Annotated in this window: 18 protein-coding genes and 1 tRNA gene; 10 read left to right on the forward strand and 9 right to left on the reverse strand. The window is 37.7% G+C overall.

Features of this window, described 5'->3' with window-relative positions; all coding sequences use genetic code 11:
- Positions 1-2 precede the first annotated feature (2 nt).
- A complete protein-coding gene (pssA, locus tag CPT03_RS11575) occupies positions 3-689 on the forward strand; it encodes a CDP-diacylglycerol--serine O-phosphatidyltransferase (RefSeq protein WP_099438999.1) in 687 nt (228 codons plus the stop codon).
- On the opposite strand, the gene CPT03_RS11580 is transcribed toward pssA, so the two are convergent.
- The gene (locus CPT03_RS11580; protein WP_099441090.1) at positions 686-1,063 is read right to left on the reverse strand and encodes a histidine phosphotransferase; all 378 of its coding nucleotides are present in this window, start codon (positions 1,061-1,063) and stop codon (positions 686-688) included. The two genes, pssA and CPT03_RS11580, sit on opposite strands and share 4 nt — an antisense overlap.
- 16 nt (positions 1,064-1,079) lie before the next feature.
- Positions 1,080-1,649, reverse strand: a complete 570-nt coding sequence (folK, locus tag CPT03_RS11585) for a 2-amino-4-hydroxy-6-hydroxymethyldihydropteridine diphosphokinase (RefSeq protein WP_245869814.1) — start codon at positions 1,647-1,649, stop codon at positions 1,080-1,082.
- Between folK and sppA the strand changes: the two genes are divergently transcribed.
- Positions 1,633-3,405 (forward strand): signal peptide peptidase SppA, encoded by a 1,773-nt coding sequence (gene sppA / locus CPT03_RS11590; RefSeq protein ID WP_099439000.1) that lies wholly within the window; start codon positions 1,633-1,635, stop codon positions 3,403-3,405. The two genes, folK and sppA, sit on opposite strands and share 17 nt — an antisense overlap.
- An 11-nt stretch (positions 3,406-3,416) precedes the next feature.
- On the opposite strand, the gene CPT03_RS11595 is transcribed toward sppA, so the two are convergent.
- Positions 3,417-4,028: a hypothetical protein gene (locus CPT03_RS11595; protein ID WP_157766417.1), complete on the reverse strand. Its 612-nt coding sequence runs from the start codon at positions 4,026-4,028 to the stop codon at positions 3,417-3,419.
- A 178-nt stretch (positions 4,029-4,206) separates the two neighbouring features.
- Here CPT03_RS11595 and CPT03_RS11600 point away from each other — a divergent pair, with 178 nt between their 5' ends.
- Genes CPT03_RS11600 through CPT03_RS11625 form a run of 6 tightly spaced genes read left to right on the forward strand, consistent with a single transcriptional unit; the run spans position 4,207 to position 9,483 of the window.
- Positions 4,207-5,892 carry a DNA polymerase/3'-5' exonuclease PolX gene (locus CPT03_RS11600; RefSeq protein WP_099439002.1) on the forward strand — a complete coding sequence of 562 codons (1,686 nt, stop codon included), beginning with the start codon at positions 4,207-4,209 and terminating at the stop codon, positions 5,890-5,892.
- 43 nt (positions 5,893-5,935) lie between these two features.
- Positions 5,936-6,916, forward strand: coding sequence for a D-glycero-beta-D-manno-heptose-7-phosphate kinase (gene rfaE1, locus CPT03_RS11605; protein WP_099439003.1), 981 nt, complete (start codon positions 5,936-5,938; stop codon positions 6,914-6,916).
- A 5-nt stretch (positions 6,917-6,921) separates the two neighbouring features.
- Entirely contained in the window at positions 6,922-7,476 is a 555-nt protein-coding gene (gmhA, locus tag CPT03_RS11610; protein WP_099439004.1) for a D-sedoheptulose 7-phosphate isomerase, read from the forward strand.
- A 2-nt stretch (positions 7,477-7,478) separates the two neighbouring features.
- A complete protein-coding gene (rfaE2, locus tag CPT03_RS11615) occupies positions 7,479-7,979 on the forward strand; it encodes a D-glycero-beta-D-manno-heptose 1-phosphate adenylyltransferase (protein ID WP_099439005.1) in 501 nt (166 codons plus the stop codon).
- 12 nt (positions 7,980-7,991) lie between these two features.
- A complete protein-coding gene (locus CPT03_RS11620) occupies positions 7,992-8,972 on the forward strand; it encodes a glycosyltransferase family 9 protein (protein ID WP_245869815.1) in 981 nt (326 codons plus the stop codon).
- A 10-nt stretch (positions 8,973-8,982) separates the two neighbouring features.
- Positions 8,983-9,483 (forward strand): SixA phosphatase family protein, encoded by a 501-nt coding sequence (locus CPT03_RS11625; RefSeq protein ID WP_099439007.1) that lies wholly within the window; start codon positions 8,983-8,985, stop codon positions 9,481-9,483.
- Here the strand turns inward: CPT03_RS11625 and CPT03_RS11630 are convergent.
- From CPT03_RS11630 to CPT03_RS11655, 6 genes are all read right to left on the reverse strand, one after another.
- A complete protein-coding gene (locus CPT03_RS11630) occupies positions 9,480-10,343 on the reverse strand; it encodes an AMP nucleosidase (protein WP_099439008.1) in 864 nt (287 codons plus the stop codon). The two genes, CPT03_RS11625 and CPT03_RS11630, sit on opposite strands and share 4 nt — an antisense overlap.
- 138 nt (positions 10,344-10,481) lie before the next feature.
- Positions 10,482-11,723, reverse strand: a complete 1,242-nt coding sequence (gene clpX, locus CPT03_RS11635) for an ATP-dependent Clp protease ATP-binding subunit ClpX (RefSeq protein ID WP_099439009.1) — start codon at positions 11,721-11,723, stop codon at positions 10,482-10,484.
- 2 nt (positions 11,724-11,725) lie between these two features.
- Positions 11,726-12,421 (reverse strand): ATP-dependent Clp endopeptidase proteolytic subunit ClpP, encoded by a 696-nt coding sequence (gene clpP / locus CPT03_RS11640; protein ID WP_099439010.1) that lies wholly within the window; start codon positions 12,419-12,421, stop codon positions 11,726-11,728.
- A 224-nt stretch (positions 12,422-12,645) separates the two neighbouring features.
- The gene (tig, locus tag CPT03_RS11645; protein WP_099439011.1) at positions 12,646-13,992 is read right to left on the reverse strand and encodes a trigger factor; all 1,347 of its coding nucleotides are present in this window, start codon (positions 13,990-13,992) and stop codon (positions 12,646-12,648) included.
- 69 nt (positions 13,993-14,061) lie between these two features.
- A tRNA-Leu gene (locus CPT03_RS11650) sits at positions 14,062-14,143 on the reverse strand.
- Between the two features lie 284 nt (positions 14,144-14,427).
- The gene (locus tag CPT03_RS11655) at positions 14,428-16,566 is read right to left on the reverse strand and encodes a prolyl oligopeptidase family serine peptidase (RefSeq protein ID WP_099439012.1); all 2,139 of its coding nucleotides are present in this window, start codon (positions 16,564-16,566) and stop codon (positions 14,428-14,430) included.
- 131 nt (positions 16,567-16,697) lie between these two features.
- Here CPT03_RS11655 and CPT03_RS11660 point away from each other — a divergent pair, with 131 nt between their 5' ends.
- Both CPT03_RS11660 and CPT03_RS11665 read left to right on the forward strand, forming a co-directional pair.
- Positions 16,698-19,175, forward strand: a complete 2,478-nt coding sequence (locus CPT03_RS11660; RefSeq protein ID WP_099439013.1) for a M1 family metallopeptidase — start codon at positions 16,698-16,700, stop codon at positions 19,173-19,175.
- 48 nt (positions 19,176-19,223) lie between these two features.
- A complete protein-coding gene (locus tag CPT03_RS11665; protein ID WP_099439014.1) occupies positions 19,224-19,748 on the forward strand; it encodes an OmpA family protein in 525 nt (174 codons plus the stop codon).
- The last annotated feature ends 17 nt before the right edge of the window (positions 19,749-19,765 follow it).

Raw genomic sequence — 19,765 nt, forward strand, 5'->3', positions numbered from 1 at the left:
AAATGATAAAGAAGCATATCCCTAATGCAATAACCTGTGCAAATCTGTTCTCAGGTTGTATAGGAATAGTTTATGCTTTTAACGGAGCTCTGGAGACAGCAGCATACTTTGTGCTGCTGTCCGGAATCTTTGATTTCTTTGATGGCTTTGCTGCCAGACTGCTAAATGTAAAATCAAACATCGGGAAAGATCTCGATTCTTTGGCTGATATGGTAAGCTTTGGTTTCCTGCCGGGAGTAGTAATGTATCAGTTGCTTTCTCAAAGTGATTACACATTATCTTACCTGCCTTACCTTGCATTTATCATCACTGTATTCTCTGCATTAAGGTTAGCCAAATTTAACAATGATACCAGGCAAACTGAAGATTTCATTGGACTCAATACCCCAATGAATACCTTGTTTATAGTCTCCTTGCCTTTCATTCAAAAAGACTATCCTTCGGTTATCAATTCTACCTTGCTTCTTATAGCATTAACGGCATTATTAAGCTGGTTACTGGTAAGTGAAATTAGAATATTCTCTTTAAAATTCAGCTCAACAAGCTGGGCTCAGAACAAAATAAAATATATTTTTCTAATCATATCAGTACTGTTAATTCCGTTTCTAAAATTTGCAGCAGTGCCTTTTATATTAGTATTGTATATAGGATTGTCGATTCTACATTTCAGGCGTATCCCTACTGCCTAAAGTTCTTTTTCAAGATCTGCCCTTGCCAAATCCAATTGCCTGTATAAAACCGGCACAAACTCAGCAATTTCAGCAAAAGCCTTTGGCAATGCTTCTACTTCAATAAGTTCACGGGCATTATGTTCAATCATCTGCATATGCAATTTAGCGTCTTCCCTTCCAATATAAGCAAAGGTAGGCTTCATTCTATGTGCACATGTTGATACCAACGGCCAATTTTTATCGGCAACTGCACTTTCAAGTTCAGAAAGATATACAGGTGTTTGAGCTTTAAAAAGATCTATCATCTCTATGATAAACTCTGCATTATCTGCAGACATCTCTCTTAAATAAGAAAGATCTAAAGGCTCATCATTTTTATTTACGTTAATCATCGGAACAAAAATATAATTAAATTCTAGATACAGATAAATTATCATGTAATCTTTCTAATACCTGCTTAACAGTTATTTTCAAGATCGGGTGTACATAATCAGGTGCAATCTCTGCCAGAGGCTCTAAAACGAATTTCCTATATTGCATCTGAGGGTGAGGTATTTGTAACTTATCTTTCATATCCACTACAATATTATCATAAAAAATAACATCAATATCAATTAAACGGGAGCCCCATTTTTCGTGTCTTACCCTACCCAGTTCCAATTCAATTTCTAAAGCCCTATCCAACACCTCAACAGGTGTAAGCTTTGTGTTCACACCCAATGCAACATTTAAAAAAGAAGGCTGATCTTCCTTACCCCATGCCTCAGTTTCATAAACCGATGATCTTACAAATACCTCACCAATATCAAGTGCAATTTGTGCCATAGCATCATCAATCAGCTGTTTCCTATCTCCAAGGTTACTACCCAGTAACAAATAAACTTTTTTAGTATCAAACATCATATAAAAGCCTGAGGCTATTTTTTTACTTATATTTACAAAATAAATATTTAACCACCACATGAGAGAATTTTTCAAGTATGTTTTTGCAACCATTGTAGGCGTTATCATTTCACTTGTCCTTTTTACCCTGTTATTTGTAGTAATTATTGTTGGTGTGGTTTCATCTCTCGAGGGCGATAAAACTGTTAGCGTTAGCAGCAACTCAGTACTATATTTAAACCTCGATCAGGCAATTAGAGAACGTACTCCTGATGATACTTTTTCAAATCTGCCAATCGTGGGCGGGGATGGTGAAAAAAGCATCGGGTTTAACGACATACTTAAATCTCTTAAAAAAGCAAAAACCGACGATAACATCAAGTGCATTTATCTTAATGTAACTTCTCCAAATGCGGGCTTTGCAACATTACGCGAAGTAAGAAATGCTTTAATAGATTTTAAAACCAGCAAAAAGAAAATCATAGCCTACAGCGAAGTTTATACTCAGGGTGCTTATTACCTGGCATCTGCTGCTGATAAAGTTTATCTGAATCCTGAAGGGGCGCTTGAATTTAAAGGCCTAAGCTCTCAGATTATGTTCTTTAAAGGCGCACTTGATAAACTAGGTATTGAAGCCCAAATAATAAGAGTAGGTTCATATAAAAGTGCAATTGAGCCATTTATTACCGATAAAATGAGTGATAAAAATCGTGAACAGGTTACTGCTTATTTAACCGGCCTGTACAATACTTTTCTTGAAGGAATAGGTGAAAGCAGACATATCAGTACACCTACATTACATCAAATTGCAGATGATTATAAAATCCAGCAGCCAAAAGATGCGGTAGCTTATAAACTAATTGACGGGCTTAAATATAAAGATGAAATACTTGATGAACTTAAAACTTTAAGTGGTAAAGACAAGAAAAGTAACATCAGCAGCATAACTATAAATGACTATGCTAAAAATGTAAACACAGATATTGGTGAAAGCAGTAAAAACAAAGTTGCGGTAATTTATGCTGATGGTGATATTGTTGGCGGAGAGGGCTCTAATGCACAGATCGGTTCTGAGCGTCTTTCAAGAACCATCAGAAAAGCCAGACTAGATTCAAATATTAAAGCCATCGTATTAAGGGTAAATTCACCAGGTGGCAGCGCGCTTGCATCTGATGTGATCTGGAGGGAAATTATTCTTGCAAAAAAAGTTAAGCCTGTAATTGCTTCATTTGGCGATGTAGCAGCATCAGGCGGTTATTACATTGCCTGCGCAGCCGATTCAATTTTTGTACAGCCCAACACAATCACAGGCTCTATCGGTGTATTTGGCGTGATCCCTAATTTCCAGAAATTATTAAATACTAAATTGGGAATTACTTTTGATGGCGTTAAAACTGGCAAGTATGCTGATATAATGAGTACAAACCGCCCTTTAACAGATGGCGAAAGATTAATTATCCAAACCGATGTAAACAGAGTTTACGAAACCTTTATCGCTCACGTATCCGAAGGACGTAAAAGAACTAAAGCATATATCGACAGCATTGGAGGAGGCCGTGTTTGGATAGGCACCGATGCAGTAAAAATAGGGCTTGCAGATAGAACCGGCAGCTTTAATGATGCAATTACCTCCGCAGCAAAAAAAGCAAAAGTAAAAGATTACAGAGTAGTTGAATATCCGGAAATGATAAGCCCTTTAAAATCATTTATGGATAGCAGCACAGATAAGGTAAGAACATATTATGCTAAGCAGGAACTTGGCGAAAATTATCCAATTTATCAGCAAATAAAATCAACCATTTCAAAATCAGGCGTACAAACCCGTATGCCATTTGAAATTATAGTGAAATAAAAGCTGCAACATTACTGCACCTTATCCCAACCCGGATGTATCGTTAAATATGTACTATTTACCGATACATTTTTGGGGTGCACCGTAATTGCCGTAGTAAAAAGATGGTCGCCCTTATTCCTTACATCAAAAGCTATTCCTTCCTTCTCTTCATCGTAAACAACAAGAGTATCCTTTTTAGCTGTATTTAAATAAACTCCTGCTTTTTTAACATTCGGAAAAACTGCCTTAATCTCATCCAGCGAAACTCCAATCCTTAATCCCTTATCGGTTCGGTAATTCGAAGCGCTTACAACAATCTGTTTCACATCCTTGGCTACCATCGTACTATCCTTGTATGACGAATAAACAGACAATGTGCCTTTTTTTGTATCCGTTGAGTCCCTGAGAAACCAGATCCCCCAGGCCTTCCCCATGGCGGCATCACCATCATTCGGATTACCTAAGATCTTAAAAACCTCCTGCATGTCCTGTCCCAGAAATACCTTATCAATCGACTTACCCGGAACAATCATCAAATCTCCTGAATATTCAGGGAATGCCCCGGCGGGCAAACGAGTCTCTTTATCCTCCTCTGTCACCTTTCTATTAGGTTCGTTGCAGCCCAAAACCACAGCCAGCAAAAAAAACGCTTAAAATATTGAATTGTCTCATAGCTATATAAAGATAAAAAAAACATGCCAATAATAGTTTAATCAAAAAACCGAGCCTTTTTATTTAATTTAGCAACGATGAGTATAAAGCTATCGTTATCTCTCCTATCATCGAGATGACGAGGTGGTTAAAGTAAAAAACAACTCAATGGAAAACAAAACTATTGCCCATACCCTCCGTCTCCTGTCTCAATTGATGGAACTGCATAACGAGAACCCATTTAAAATAAAATCAGTAGCTAATGCTGCATTTAAGGTAGATAAACTACCCTATGCAATCAAGGATAAAACACTTGAGGAAATTGCCCTGATAGATGGTCTTGGCAAAAGCATATCAGCAAAAGTATGGGAGTTATTACAAACAGGTTCAATGGCTGAGCTTCAGGCAATACTGGCCGAAACCCCCGAAGGAATTGTAGAAATGCTGGGCATTAAAGGCATTGGACCAAAAAAAATAGCAATCATCTGGAAGGACCTTGGCATAGAAAATATTGGCGAGCTGTATTACGCTTGTAATGAAAACAGGCTTATTGAAGCCAAAGGTTTCGGACTAAAAACACAGGAAGAGATCAAAAAGGTTATTGAATTTCAAATGGCAGCTCATGGTAAATTCCTATATGCCCAGGCAGAAGGATTTGTAAACAAACTATTTGAAGACCTTGCTGTTTGGCTTAGAAATATTCATGGTGAGCCGCTTTTAGGCGTTGCCGGAGCGTACCGCAGATGTTTGGAAATTATCGAAGAAATAGAACTTGTAATTGGTACTGAAAGTATCGATGAACTGGTTACAAGAATATCAGAATTTGAGCCTTTACAATTTGAAGCACAAGGCGATGATGCGCTTATAGCGCAAAGCCCAACAGGCCTGAAAATAAAACTTTATGTAGTGGCCAGGCAAGATTTTTACCTCAATTGGTTTAAATTAACAGGCAATGAAAAGCATGTAAATGATGTTTTGGCACTCGCCGGCAATGGTCCTTTTAATGATGAGCAGGCTATTTATGAAAAAGCGGGTTTAGCTTTTGTTGAACCTGAACTTAGGGAGGGCTTAAATGAAATTGAATTGGCAAAGGCGAACAAATTGCCTCATTTAATTACCTACCAGGATCTTAAAGGTAGCTTGCACAACCACTCTACCTGGAGTGATGGTGTACATACATTGGAACAGATGGCTCTTTATTGCAAAGACAATTTGCAATTAGAATACCTTGGGATTTGCGATCACTCAAAATCCGCATTCTATGCCAATGGTCTTAACGAGCAACGGGTTTACGCACAACATCAGGAAATTGATGCTTTAAATACTAAACTTGCTCCATTTAAAATATTCAAAGGAATAGAAAGTGATATCCTTTTTGATGGCTCTTTGGATTATACCGACGATATCCTTAAAACTTTTGACTTTGTGGTAGCATCTGTACACAGCATTTTAAGGATGGATGAGGAAAAAGCTACATCAAGATTAATAAAAGCAATAGAAAACCCATACACCACAATTTTAGGACACCCTACCGGCAGGTTATTGCTTAGCAGAAAAGGTTATCCGATAGATTATGCCAAAGTAATTGATGCCTGCGCTGCCAACAATGTAGTTATAGAAATCAATGCAAACCCATTGCGTTTGGATCTCGACTGGCGTTGGCATCGCTATGCGCTTGAAAAAGGTGTTATATTATCTATAAATCCGGATGCCCATAGAACAGAGGGTTTCCATGATATGAAGTACGGTGTACTGGTTGGCAGAAAAGGCGGACTGGAGGCCAAACAATGCTTAAATAGTTACTCAGTAAATGAAATAGCAGATCATTTTAAAAACAGGACTAACAATATTTAATCATTATAAAAGCCATTATGCTTACCTTTGACCCAAATAGAGCATGCTAACAGAAAAACTACATAATGCCCATCACAATAACCCTAGTCCGGATATATTAGTTATAGGCGATCTCATGTTGGACCACTACATCTTTGGGTCGGCAACCAGATTATCACCAGAAGCACCCGTGCCAATTTTAAATGCACACAGAGAATCTAAAATTATTGGTGGCGCAGCAAACGTAGCCAGTAACCTTATTGATCTTGGAGCTAAAGTGCACCTTGCAGGGATTGTTGGAGATGATGTATTTGCAAATGATGTTGCAGATATTTTAACAACAAAAGGCATAGGCGATCAATTAATTTTAAAAGATAGCAGCAGGGTAACTACCGTAAAAACACGGGTTATCGCCGGAAATCATCAAATTGTTAGAATAGACAAAGAGGACACCCATAATATCTCTGCTGAACTGGAAGAATCTTTCTTTGCTTTCATTACACCCTATATAGAAAAAACAGACATTGTAGTCCTTTCAGATTATAATAAAGGCTTACTAACTCCAACCCTATCCTTAAGAATTATAGGTTATTGCCAATCACTTGGAAAAAGAATCCTTGTAGACCCTAAAGGACTGGATTATAGTAAATATGAAGGTGCCTTTCTTATTAAACCAAACCGTAAGGAGTTGGCAGAAGCTGCAAAAACGGAAAAAATCAATTCCAATGAGGATCTGATAAAAGCAGCCCATATTATTCTTGATTCAACCAGGGCTACCTATCTGATTGTAACACTTTCAGAGGCAGGAATTGCAATTATCACTAAAGAAGATCATAAAATTATACCTGTTGCAGCAACCGAAGTATACGATGTAACCGGTGCAGGCGATACCGTAATAGCTACCTTAGCCTATTGCCTATCATTAGGCTTTAGTGTTGAAGAAGCAGCAACCATAGCCAACTATGCGGCTTCAATTGTAATTAAACATATTGGCAGTGCAACAACCAGCATTGAAGAAATCATTGCATCTTTAAAAACCAATTAACATTCATGGTATTAGACGAACTAAATCATCATAAGTTAACCATTGAGAAAGTCATTTCTAAGCTTGTACCTCAAATTGAGCGCAGTTGTAAGTTAATTACAGATACGCTTTTAGCCGGCCATAAAGTATTATTGGCCGGGAATGGAGGAAGTGCTGCCGATGCACAGCATATTGCAGCAGAGCTTACCGGAAGGTTTGTTAAAGAACGTAAAGCATTACCTGCAATTGCACTTACTGTTGATACCTCGGCATTAACTGCAATAAGCAATGATTACGGTTACCATAGCGTATTTGAGCGTCAGCTACACGCACTGGCAAACCCCTCAGATCTGTTTATTGCAATATCTACAAGTGGCAATAGCGCAAACATTATAAACGCGTTAAAAGCAGCTAAAGAAATTGGCTGCAAAACGCTGGGCCTATCTGGCAGAGATGGCGGTCAGATGAATGAACTTTGCGATATAAACATTGTAATCCCCGAAGATAATACTGCCAGAATACAGGAAATGCATATCCTTATTGGACACATTCTTTGCACTGCAGTAGATCAATCACATTAATTATGGCAAAAGATTCAAAACAGACTCTTGGACAGAAAATAGTATCTAAAGATACTTTAATTGATAAAGCCCGTATCTGGAAAGCCGAAGGGAAAAAGATTGTATTTACCAATGGCTGCTTTGACATTATACACCCTGGCCACATCACCTACCTTGGGGAAGCTGCTGATTTAGGCGACATCCTTGTTGTTGGCTTAAATACGGATAACTCAGTATGTAAGCTTAAAGGCGAGAACAGGCCAATAAATAATGAGTTTAGTCGCACTCAGCTTATTGCATCCATGTTTTTTGTTGATGCAGTTGTGCTTTTTAGCGAAGACACACCCCTTAATTTAATAAATGCCGTTCAACCAGACGTATTGGTTAAAGGAGGAGACTACAACCTTGATAATATTGTGGGTGCAAAAGAAACAATTGCAAACGGAGGCGAAGTTAAGGTACTTAACTTTTTGCCCGGCTATTCATCAACAAGTATCATAGAAAAAATAAAAGGTTCACAATAAGAAATTATTGATTTGAAAACACCTAAAAAAATTATTGTAATAAGGTTCAGCTCAATGGGCGATATTATTTACACTACCCCGGTAGTAAGATGCCTTAAACAACAATTACCAGACTGCGAGATACATTTCCTTACCAAACCCGCATTCAAATACATCTATCAAAACAACCCTTATTTAACTAAGCTTCATACCCTTAAGCCAAAGTTATCAGACACGATTAAGGATATTAAAGCCGAAAACTTTGACCTGATCATAGACCTGCATAACAACCTGCGCACTTCTATTATCAAATTCAAAACCGGACTGCCCTCTTCTACTTATAAAAAAGATAGAATAGCCAAATGGCTTGCATTAAAATTTAAGTGGAATAAGCTCATTTCCGGAAAACATCTGGTAGACAGGTATCTTGAAACCGTAAAGTTCCTGGGCGTTAAAAACGATGATAAGCCAATAGATTATTACATCTCTAAAGAATATCAATTATCAGAGTTTTTACCTGCCTCTCATCAGCAAAAGTTCGTAGCATTTGTTATTGGAGCAACTCATTTTACCAAAAGGTTGCCTAACGATAAAATCATTGAAATATGTAATAAAATAAACCTGCCTGTAGTTTTATTAGGAGGCAATGATGTAAAAGACAATGCCGATATCATTAAGGAAGCCACCAGCGATAATGTATACAGCAACTGCGGATTAACAAATCTAGATCAGTCTGTTTTCCTGATTTCCAAAGCCTATAAAGTAATAGGTTTTGATACAGGACTTACCCACATTTCAGAAGCTTTTGATAGACCTCTGGCATCCATTTGGGGCGGAACTACACCTGACCTGCTTGGTGTTCATCCTTATAAAATATCGCAATCACTAATTGTTGGAGAAGATCTTTCCTGCAGGCCGTGTTCAAAATTTGGTTTAGAAAAATGTCCGTTAGGACATTTTAAATGTATGAAAAACATTCATACTGATAAGATTGTTAGTTTTATAAACTCATAATAACGCTTATATGAAGCAATTGCTATTAGTAAGACACGGTAAATCAGACTGGGGCAACTCCCATCTTGCAGATTTCGACAGGCCATTAAATCCACGCGGGCATAGAAACGCACCAGAAATGGCGGCAAGGATACTTCAAAAAGACCTTGTTCCGCAATTATTGGTAAGTAGCCCGGCACTAAGAGCAATTACTACCGCCAGACATTTCTCGCAGGTATGGCACAAATCTCCAGATCAGATCAAAGAGGAAACTGCTATTTACGAGGCTGATGTAAACACACTTTTAAAAGTGGCAAACAAGTTTAACAATAAATATAACAGAGTAGCCATGTTTGGGCACAACCCGGGATTTACAGATTTTGCAAACTATTTAAGTGATGCAAGTATCTATAATATCCCTACCTGTGGAATTGTAATAATAGAATTCCCTACAGATAGCTGGGCTGAAGTAAGTCATTTTGGCGGAACGTTAATTGAATTCGATTCCCCCAAAAGTGCTGATGAAGACTAAAAATGAAGGTGCTTAACAGTAAGCCCGTTATTAATTAGTTGCATAAGGGAGTCTACCCCTATTCTTAAATGGGTTTCCACATAATTTGTGGTTACACCGCTATCGCTTTCTGCAGTTTTTACCCCTTCAGGTATCATCGGCTGGTCAGAAACCAACAGTAAAGCGCCGGTAGGTATTTTATTGGCAAATCCTGTAGTAAAAATGGTTGCCGTTTCCATATCCACAGCCATGGCGCGTAAACCCTTTAAGTATTTTTTAAAGTTCTTATCATGTTCCCAAACCCTACGGTTAGTAGTATAACAAGTTCCTGTCCAGTAATCTCTGGAGTGATCTCTTATTGTTGTTGATATTGCTTTCTGTAAAGCAAATGCAGGTAATGCAGGAACTTCTGCCGGTAAGTAATCGTTTGATGTTCCCTCACCTCTTATAGCTGCAATAGGCAAAATCAAATCACCCAGTTGGTTTTTCTTTTTCAACCCACCACATTTACCTAAAAACAGTACCGCTTTAGGCGAAATCGCAGTAAGCAGATCCATCATAGTAGCAGCCATCGGGCTTCCCATACCAAAATTAATAATGGTAATTCCATTGGCGGTAACGCTCTGCATTGGCTTGTCTAATCCTAAAATAGGTGCATTGCCATTCCATTCAGAAAACATTTGCACATATTTACTAAAATTAGTTAACAGTATATACTGTCCAAACTCTTCCAGCGGCCTTCCGGTATAACGTGGCAACCAATTCTTAACAATCTCCGATTTAGATTTTAAACCATCTTTTACCGGAGTTTCAACTTCTTTACTTTTTTTAGCTTTTGCTACTGTCGCTTCATCTTTTTTTACGTCTTTTTCTTCGTTCATATATTTATCCTTTCTTTATTATTCTTTTTTTTCAGGTGTATTTCTGTTAAACTTAGTTATCCTGAAAGAGAGACATTACTCCTCACCCCAAATAACAAGTTAAAAAAAAATCCCCGGTAAAACCGGGGATTTAAATTTCTAAGCAGCTTTTAACTTTTTAAAGTCGGCTTTTTCAAATTTCTCTACGGCATAGTCGAGCGTAATGTTCAATTCCTGGACACTCGCGTCCGATGGCACTTCAAACATCGCATCAAGCATAATCGCTTCACAAATAGAGCGTAAGCCCCTTGCTCCTAGTTTATACTCCATCGCCTTATCAACAATAAAATCTAAAACCTCATCATCAAATACAAGCTTTACATTCTCGTACTCAAACAGTTTCACATACTGGCGCAACAACGAGTTCTTAGGCTCAGTTAAAATATTACGCAATGCCTGTTTATTTAACGGGTTAAGATGCGTTAAAACAGGTACACGACCAATAAGCTCCGGTATTAATCCAAAAGATTTTAAATCCTGAGGCGTAATGTACTTATACAAGTTTTTAAGGTCAAGCTCTTCATCATCCTTTTTAACCTTATAACCTACTGCTTGTGTACGCAACCTGTTTGCTATTTTACGTTCAATACCATCAAATGCACCACCGCAAATAAACAAGATGTTGTTAGTGTTTACAGGGATCATTTTCTGATCAGGGTGCTTACGACCACCCTGTGGCGGAACATTTACTATAGTACCCTCTAAAATTTTCAATAATGCCTGTTGAACACCCTCTCCAGATACATCTCTTGTGATCGATGGATTATCACTTTTACGTGCAACCTTATCAACCTCATCAATATAAACTATACCTCGTTCTGCCGAAGCTACATCATAATCAGCAGCCTGCAACAAACGTGTTAAAATACTTTCAACATCCTCTCCAACATAACCAGCCTCAGTAAGTACTGTAGCATCACAAATACAAAAAGGCACATGTAATATTTTGGCAATGGTTTTAGCCAGTAAAGTTTTACCCGTTCCGGTTTCACCTACCAGCATGATGTTAGATTTTTCAATCTCAATCTCGTCGCCTTTATCAATCTTCTGGCTTAACCTTTTATAGTGGTTATACACTGCCACCGAAAGTACTTTTTTAGCATCATCCTGCCCAATAACATACTGATCAATATGCGCTTTAATTTCCTGTGGTTTTAATAAGGTAATCGAAGGATCTAAAGCTTTACTTTTTTTGGTACCCAACTCCTGAACCAGAAGCTGATTGGCCTGAGCCACACATTTATCACAAATGTATGCATCAAGCCCTTCAATAAGCATTAAAGTATCCTGCTTACCTGAGCCGCAAAAAGAGCAACGCGATTCTTTATTTTGTTTAGCCATTTTTAATCTTTCTTACTACTAGCAACCAGTACCTCATCAATCATTCCAAAACCTTTAGCTTCTTCAGCTTTCATCCAGTAATCACGGTCTGAGGCTTTCTCAACCCACTCATAAGATTGTCCTGAATGGATAGAAATGATATCGTACAGTTCCTTTTTTAATTTTAGCATCTCCCTAAGGTTAATCTCCATATCAGAAGCCACACCCTGAGCACCACCCGATGGCTGGTGAATCATTACACGTGAGTGAGGTAATGCAGCACGTTTTCCTTTAGCTCCTGCCACCAATAGAACCGCTCCCATCGAGGCTGCCATACCGGTACAAATTGTAGCTACATCAGGACTAATGTACTGCATGGTATCGTATATACCTAAACCGGCATAAACTGAACCACCTGGTGAATTGATATAGATCTGAATATCCCTATTGTTATCTGTTGATTGTAAAAACAACAATTGGGCTTGTATAATGTTTGCATTTCCATCATAAATAGCATCACCTAAAAAGATAATCCTATCCATCATCAAACGAGAGAAAACGTCCATCTGTGCTACATTAAGCTGGCGTTCTTCAATGATATAAGGTGTCATGCTTTTTGGAGAGTTGTTTGTAGCTCCAATAAAACGATCAACATTTAAACCGTTAATACGGTGATGTTTAACTGCATATTTTCTAAACTCGTCTTTATCTATTTTCATAAAGTTTCTATTTTATTTTATCTGCTATGAAGCTTCCTTCTGAGGTTTCATAAGTTCTTACTTTTTTTCTTCTTTTATTACTACCAAAGTAGATAAACTAAATTGGTAATTTATTGTGGCATTGTAAAATTTGAATATCTTTTATATAAATAAAGCGGCCTTAATAAAGCCGCCTTATTTGTAATACTATATAATTAAAGTGTATTTGCTGTTACCAGCCTTTCCTATTTTAATTCTATAAATTTATTATAAGCTATATCTTTTTGGTCTAAAGTAGCAACTGATTGAATGTGTTCGAAAACTTTAATCGCTTTTACTTCATCAAAAATACGGTTAGCGTTGTCTTTCTCTTTCAAGAAAGTAGCAGTGTACTGAGCCAATTGATCTTCCGGCATCGGAGCTGGACTGTACATTCTGAATTGTGCGTCTAAACGTTGTTTTGCTGTTTGGAAAACATCTTCGTATTTAATCTCGATGTTGTTGTCTTTAATCAATTTATTTTCGATTAAAGTCCATTTCAAGTTTTTAGCGAAATCATCATAACCTTCAGCTAACTCTTCGTCAGTTAGTTTTTCATTAGTGGCTTTTAACCATTTACGTAAAAACTCATCTGGCAAATCAATTTTAACGCTGTCAGTAAGTTTAGTATACATATCGTTTTGTAATTTACGATCTGCATCTTGCTTAAACATACTTTCGATTTCTTCTGTAATTCTGGCAGTAAAACCAGCCTCATCAGTTACTTCACCTGCACCAAATAATTTATCAAAGAACTCCTGGTTTAAATCAGCTTCCTCTAAACGGTTTACATTTTTAACCGTTACCTGGAATTTAGATTGTAATTCCTTAGCGTCTTCTTCGCTTATGTTTAACAATTTGGCTATAACACCTTCATTTTTATCAAAAGCTTTTTGAACGTCAAGTGTAACTACATCGTCCTTTTTCAAACCAACTAAAGATTTCAAAATCTTTTTATCAGTAACCTGATCTAAACGAATAGATCCTGTTTGAGTAATGCCACCTTCAAAAACTGAACCATCAGCAGAAAGCTGTGCTAATTCGGCATAAAGTACGTCTTCTTCTGCCGAAACTTCAGGGTTTGTCATTTTGCCATAGCTTTTGCGGATGTTTTTGATACGCGCAGCTAAAGTCTCATCGTCAGCTTTAACAACATATTGAGTAAATTTATCTTTAGAAGAAAGGTTTACATCAACAGCTGGCGCCAATCCTAATTCATAATCAAATTCAAATTCGTCTGTATAATCCCATTTAAATTCTTTCGAATCATCCATCACAGGTAAAGGCTGACCAAGAATTTCTACTTTATTATCAGTTAAGTGCTTACTTAAAGTTTCGCTTAACAGATTGTTAATCTCTTCAACAAGAATACTTCTGCCATACATTTTTTTAATATGGGCAGGAGGAACCATTCCTTTACGGAACCCAGGAAGGTTTGCTTTTTTAGCTTGTTCTTTTATAGATTTATTAACCTTTTCAGTATAATCTTCAGGTGCAATTTTAATTTTTACAACTGCATTTAAGTCGTTAATTTTTTCCTGTGTAATGTTCATCTTTCTGAATCAATATTTTATAACCGTCTTTATATAAAAATTCCCCCGTGTTGCGGGGGAACTTTTGTGTGCGGAAGAAGGGACTCGAACCCCCACGCCGTGAAGCGCCAGATCCTAAGTCTGGTGCGGCTACCAATTACGCCACTTCCGCAGTTAGGATTGTTTTAGGACTGCAAAGATAGAGATAGTTTTCAATTCTCAAAACCCTTTTCAAATTATTTTCAATAAATATTTAACGTTTCTCTATCCTCCCAGCATCACTTACTCGCCATCAAAATTTCAGCCTTCTGATAACCAGCAAAATACATCTAAAACTTTTGACAAGACTCTAATCTTTATTCATAAAAAAATATTTTACTTTTTTATTCCGAGGCCTTCAACCGGTCAGTTTCTATGTCCATTAAATTCTATTCACCCGGACATAGACCGGTTATATCACTTATATCCCAAGCCCATATTGTAGAATAAAAAGGCCCACTTATCGGCAATTTCTTCAATAGCTTTATCTGTCGGTTTACCGGCACCGTGCCCGGCGTTGGTCTGTATACTGATCAGCACCGGTGCATCACCTCCCTGCATTGCTTGTAATGTTGCAGCAAACTTAAATGAATGCGCAGGTACTACCCTATCATCATGATCGGCAGTAGTAACCAGCGTAGCCGGATATTTTACCCCAGCTTTTAAAGCATGTACCGGAGAATATTTATGTAAATATTCAAACATCTCTTTTGAATCTTCCGATGTTCCATAGTCATAGCTCCAGCCAGCTCCGGCAGTAAATTTATGATACCGCAGCATGTCCATTACCCCAACAGCCGGAAACGCCACTTTAAACAATTCTGGCCTTTGTGCCATGGTAGCCCCTACAAGCAGACCACCATTTGAACCACCCATAATAGCCAGATAATCTTTAGAAGTGTATTTATTTGAATTCAAATACTCTGCTGCTGCAATAAAATCGTCAAATACATTTTGCTTTTGCAGTTTAGTTCCGGCAAGGTGCCATTTCTCGCCATACTCGCCACCACCACGTAAATTAGGGACTGCATAAACGCCTCCCTGCTCCAATAACACAACTATCGAAGTACTAAAAGCAGGAGTTAAACTGATATTAAAGCCTCCGTAGCCATATAAAACTGTAGGATTCTTCCCATTTAGCGCTATTCCTTTTTTATAAGTGATGATCATTGGCACTTTTGTACCATCTTTAGAGGTATAAAACACCTGCTTAGACTCATATTTTGAAGGATCGAAATCGATACCGGGTTTTTTATAGAGCTCTGATTTACCTGTAGTTACCGAATATTTAAAGATAGTGGTAGGATAAACATAAGAGGTAAAGGTATAAAACAGCTCAAGCTCTTTCTTTTTACTACCAAAGCCAACAGCTGTGCCTATCCCCGGCAACTTAATTTCATGTTCCAGTTTACCATCCATATCATATTGCAATACCATAGAAACTGCATCCTTAATGTAATTTGCAAACAACTTGCCCCCACCGGTTGATGGGCTAAGTACATTGTCTGTTTCTTTAATCAGGTCTTTCCAATTGGCAGGTTTTGGGTCGGCAGCATCAACTGTAACGATACGTCCGTTTGGTGCATTCAAATTTGTATAGATGTATAGCTTACTGCCAATATTATCAATAATGCTATGGTTTTGTTCAAAATTATCAACCACCGGGATGATAGCAGAATTAGCATCAGAAAGGTCTTTTATGTACAGTTCATTGCCCGATGTAGAGTTTGCTGCCGAAATGATTAGATAACGTTCATCTTCTGTTAAACCTGCACCAATATACCTGCGCGGAGTTTTTGCACCCCCAAACACCAGCTGATCCTCTTTTTGTGGCGTTTCCAGTTTATGAAAAAACAACTTGTGCTGTTCTGTTAAACCAGAGAGCTGACTGCCCTCTTTAGGTTTGTCGTAACTACTGTAATAGAATCCTGTATTGCCTTGCCATGCTATGCCAGAGAATTTTACGTCTATCAGGGTATCGCCAATAATCGACTTATCTGCAGCATGCATCACCACAACGGAGGTCCAGTCTGATCCGCCTGCCGACAATTGATAGGCAACTAAACTACCGTCTTTTGAAAAACTTACATCTGCCAACGATGTGGTGGCATCTTTAGAAAAAGTATTCGGATCAAGAAATACTTCAGGTTCACCTCCCTCCTTTTGACGATAAAGTACGCTTTGGTTTTGCAATCCTGTATTTTTATAGAAATAGGTATAATCACTCTCTTTAAATGGCTGTGAATACTTTTCGTAATTCATCAGTTTTGTTAGCCGCTCTTTTATGGTTTTTCTATAAGGAATTTGGGCCATATACTTTTGGGTTACTGCATTCTCTGCCTTTACCCATGCCTTAGTATCTTCTGCCCTATCATCTTCCAACCATCGGTATGGATCGGTTACTACGGTTCCAAAATAAGTGTCCTTTATATTTTCTTTTTTCGTTTCGGGATAAGTTATTGCCATTTTTTGTTTTGTATCGGTTTTTTGCGCCTGTGCAAAAATAGGGAACATAATGACAAGTGCTAACAGGCTGTTTTTAAATGTTCTTTTCATAGCCAAAATTATTTTACCTAAAATTTAATACTGAAATTATATTTATAAAAATAAGCAAAAAATACGCGCACAACACTGTTACTTTTCTTTATTATGACGAATACGTAACTTGGGCGCTTTAATTAGCTTTAATGAAGAATTTATCTTGCAAATCGGCCTGTGTTGGACTGGCATTAATTTTAACTTCTGGTGGTGTTTGGGCTCAAGTACAAAAAACAGACGACAGTAATAAAAATGCACCATACCATGCATCATCTACAAAAATAAATGCGCTGGTACATACTAAATTAGATGTGAAGTTCGACTATTCGAAACGCCATCTGATTGGTAAAGAATGGTTAACGTTAAAACCTTATGCCTACGCAACAGATTCGCTTACTCTTGATGCAAAAGGCATGGATATTAGAACTATTGCCTTAATAAATGGCAAAAACCTGCAAACGTTAAAATACACCTACGATGAGGAACAGCTAAAAATACAACTGGGAAAGAAATTTTTACCGGGCGAGGCTTACACTATCTTTATTGATTATACGGCAAAGCCTGATGAATTAAAAGTAAAAGGCAGTGCTGCCATAACTGATGCTAAAGGGCTTTATTTTATTAATCCTGACAGTGCTGTTAAAGGGAAACCTGTACAGATCTGGACGCAAGGTGAAACAGAAGCATCGTCGGCATGGTTTCCAACGATAGATAAGCCAAATCAAAAAACTACGGCCGAGATCAGCATTACCGCGCCTGCTAAATACGTAACCTTATCGAACGGAAAATTGGTAAGCCAGTTAAAAAATGCTAATGGAACGCGCACAGATACCTGGAAAATGGATCTGCCACATTCTCCGTATCTATTTATGATGGCTGTTGGCGATTTCAAAATTTATCGTGATAAATGGAATAATAAAGAAGTAAATTACTATCTGGAACCCACATACGCGCCTTATGCCAAACAAATTTTCGGGCTTACTCCTGAAATGATCGGTTTCTATTCTAAAACGCTTGGGATTGATTATCCATGGAATAAATATAGCCAGATTGTAGTTCGTGATTACGTGAGTGGTGCTATGGAAAACACTACTGCAACCTTGCACGGTGCTTACGTACAACGCACCCCAAGAGAAATGCTTGATGAAAATTTTGGACAGGCAGAAAGCACTATTGCTCACGAATTGTTTCATCAATGGTTTGGCGACTATGTTACTGCCGAAAGCTGGAGCAATTTAACTGTAAATGAATCTTTTGCCAATTACAGCGAATATTTATGGGCAGAACATAAGTATGGAAAAGATGCCGCCGATGCACACAATTATGAAGACTTGAGCCAGTATTTAGGTTCAAAAAAAGAGGCTTTAAAGAACCTGGTTCGTTTTCATTATGTTGATAAAGAAGAGGTCTTTGATGCAGTATCTTACCAAAAAGGCGGTCGCATTTTAAACATGATGCGTAATTATTTGGGAGATAAGGTTTTCTTTAAAGGTTTAAATATCTATCTGAAACAAAACGCCTTTAAAAATGGTGAAGCCCATCAATTGCGTTTAGCCATGGAGGAAGCCAGCGGACAGGATATGAACTGGTTTTTTAACCAATGGTATTTTAATGCCGGCCACCCAAAAATAAGCATAGATTATGCATGGGATGAAAGTGCGAAAACACAAAAAGTAACACTTAAACAGACGCAGGCAGGTGAGCCTTTTATACTACCTATGGCTATAGATGTGTATGCGGGTGGCAGTAAAAAACGCTATCAGGTAACATTTAAAGATGCTGTACAGACTTTTACATTTGCAAGCACCACCAAACCGGACCTTGTAAATGTTGACGCAGATAAGGTTTTATTAGCTGAAAAAGATGATCATAAATCATTAGCTGAGTTTGCTTTTCAATATGCACATGCCCCTTTGTTTATGGACAGGCTTGAAGCTATAGAAGCTGCCGGAAAAAGTAAAAAAGATGCTGAAGGTGCAAAAGTTTTACTTTCGGCCTTGAACGATAAGTATTACTCATTAAGAATACAGGCACTTGATTCAATTTCTTCTGATGATTCAGAACTTTTTAAAACTGCAATGCCTGCAATTCAAAAGCTTGCCAACTCAGACCCAAATACTCTTGTGCAGGCACAGGCAATCTCTATCATTGCAGGCAACAAAGATGCTGCTGATTTGGCATTATTTAAGAAAGGACTTGAAAGTAAATCGTATGCTGTACAGGGATCATCATTAATAGCCCTTGCTTTGCAACAACCTGAAGAGGCTTTGGCAGTTGCAAGAACGCTCGAGAAAGATAACAAAGCTGCACTTACCCAAGCTATTGCATTTGTTTATTCTAAATTTGGCACAGAGAAAGAGCTGCCTTTTATTACTGAGAAATTTACTGGAATGTCTGCTCAGGAGCAAATTGAGCTGATTCCTGCTTATGTGCATATATTAGGTAAAACCAGTGATATTAATGATTTAAAAAAAGGCGTTGAGCTTGTTAAGGCCATAGGGCTAAAATATAAAAGTTACGGTTACAATGAATATGTAACTAACTTTCTGCTGGAACTTAAAAAGCAAAAACAAGCTGACCAAGCCACCACTAGCTATATTGATACAGTTATTAATGAATTAAAATAGCAAACAACCGCTTTGAATTAACACAAACATTAAATACAAACCACACAAATGACAAAGAAAACAATCTTATTTCTGGCCCTCTTAGTTAGCGTAACACTCTCGTGTAAAACAAAAAAGAAAGTCGTTCAGACAACACCTGTTCCAATAGAGAAGCCAGCGGGCGACACGGAGCTTGACAACATTAAAAAAGATCTTCCTGAAAGTCAGGTAGAGCGTACAAATGCCGGAATTAAATTTACATTTAGTTCAGAGATTTTATTCCCTACCAACTCTTCGTATTTAAATGAAGGTTCAAAAAAGAGTATTGCTGATGTTGCCAAAGTTTTAAAACAAAAGGATCCGAACCGTCAAATTCTTATTGAAGGCCATTCTGATAAAACAGGAACTGCAAAATACAATCAATGGTTATCAGAAAAACGTGCAGTATCTGTTAAAAATTATCTGGTTAGTTTAGGCATTAACGGAAACAGGATTCAAACTTCAGGATTAGGTGACACGCAACCAATTGCGGATAACAAAACTAAAGAAGGACGTTTAAAAAACAGAAGAGTTGAGGTCACTTTGTTAAAGTAAACAATTTAACCTTACCG

Origin of the sequence: Pedobacter ginsengisoli (genome assembly GCF_002736205.1) — a bacterium.
Lineage (GTDB): Bacteria > Bacteroidota > Bacteroidia > Sphingobacteriales > Sphingobacteriaceae > Pedobacter > Pedobacter ginsengisoli_A.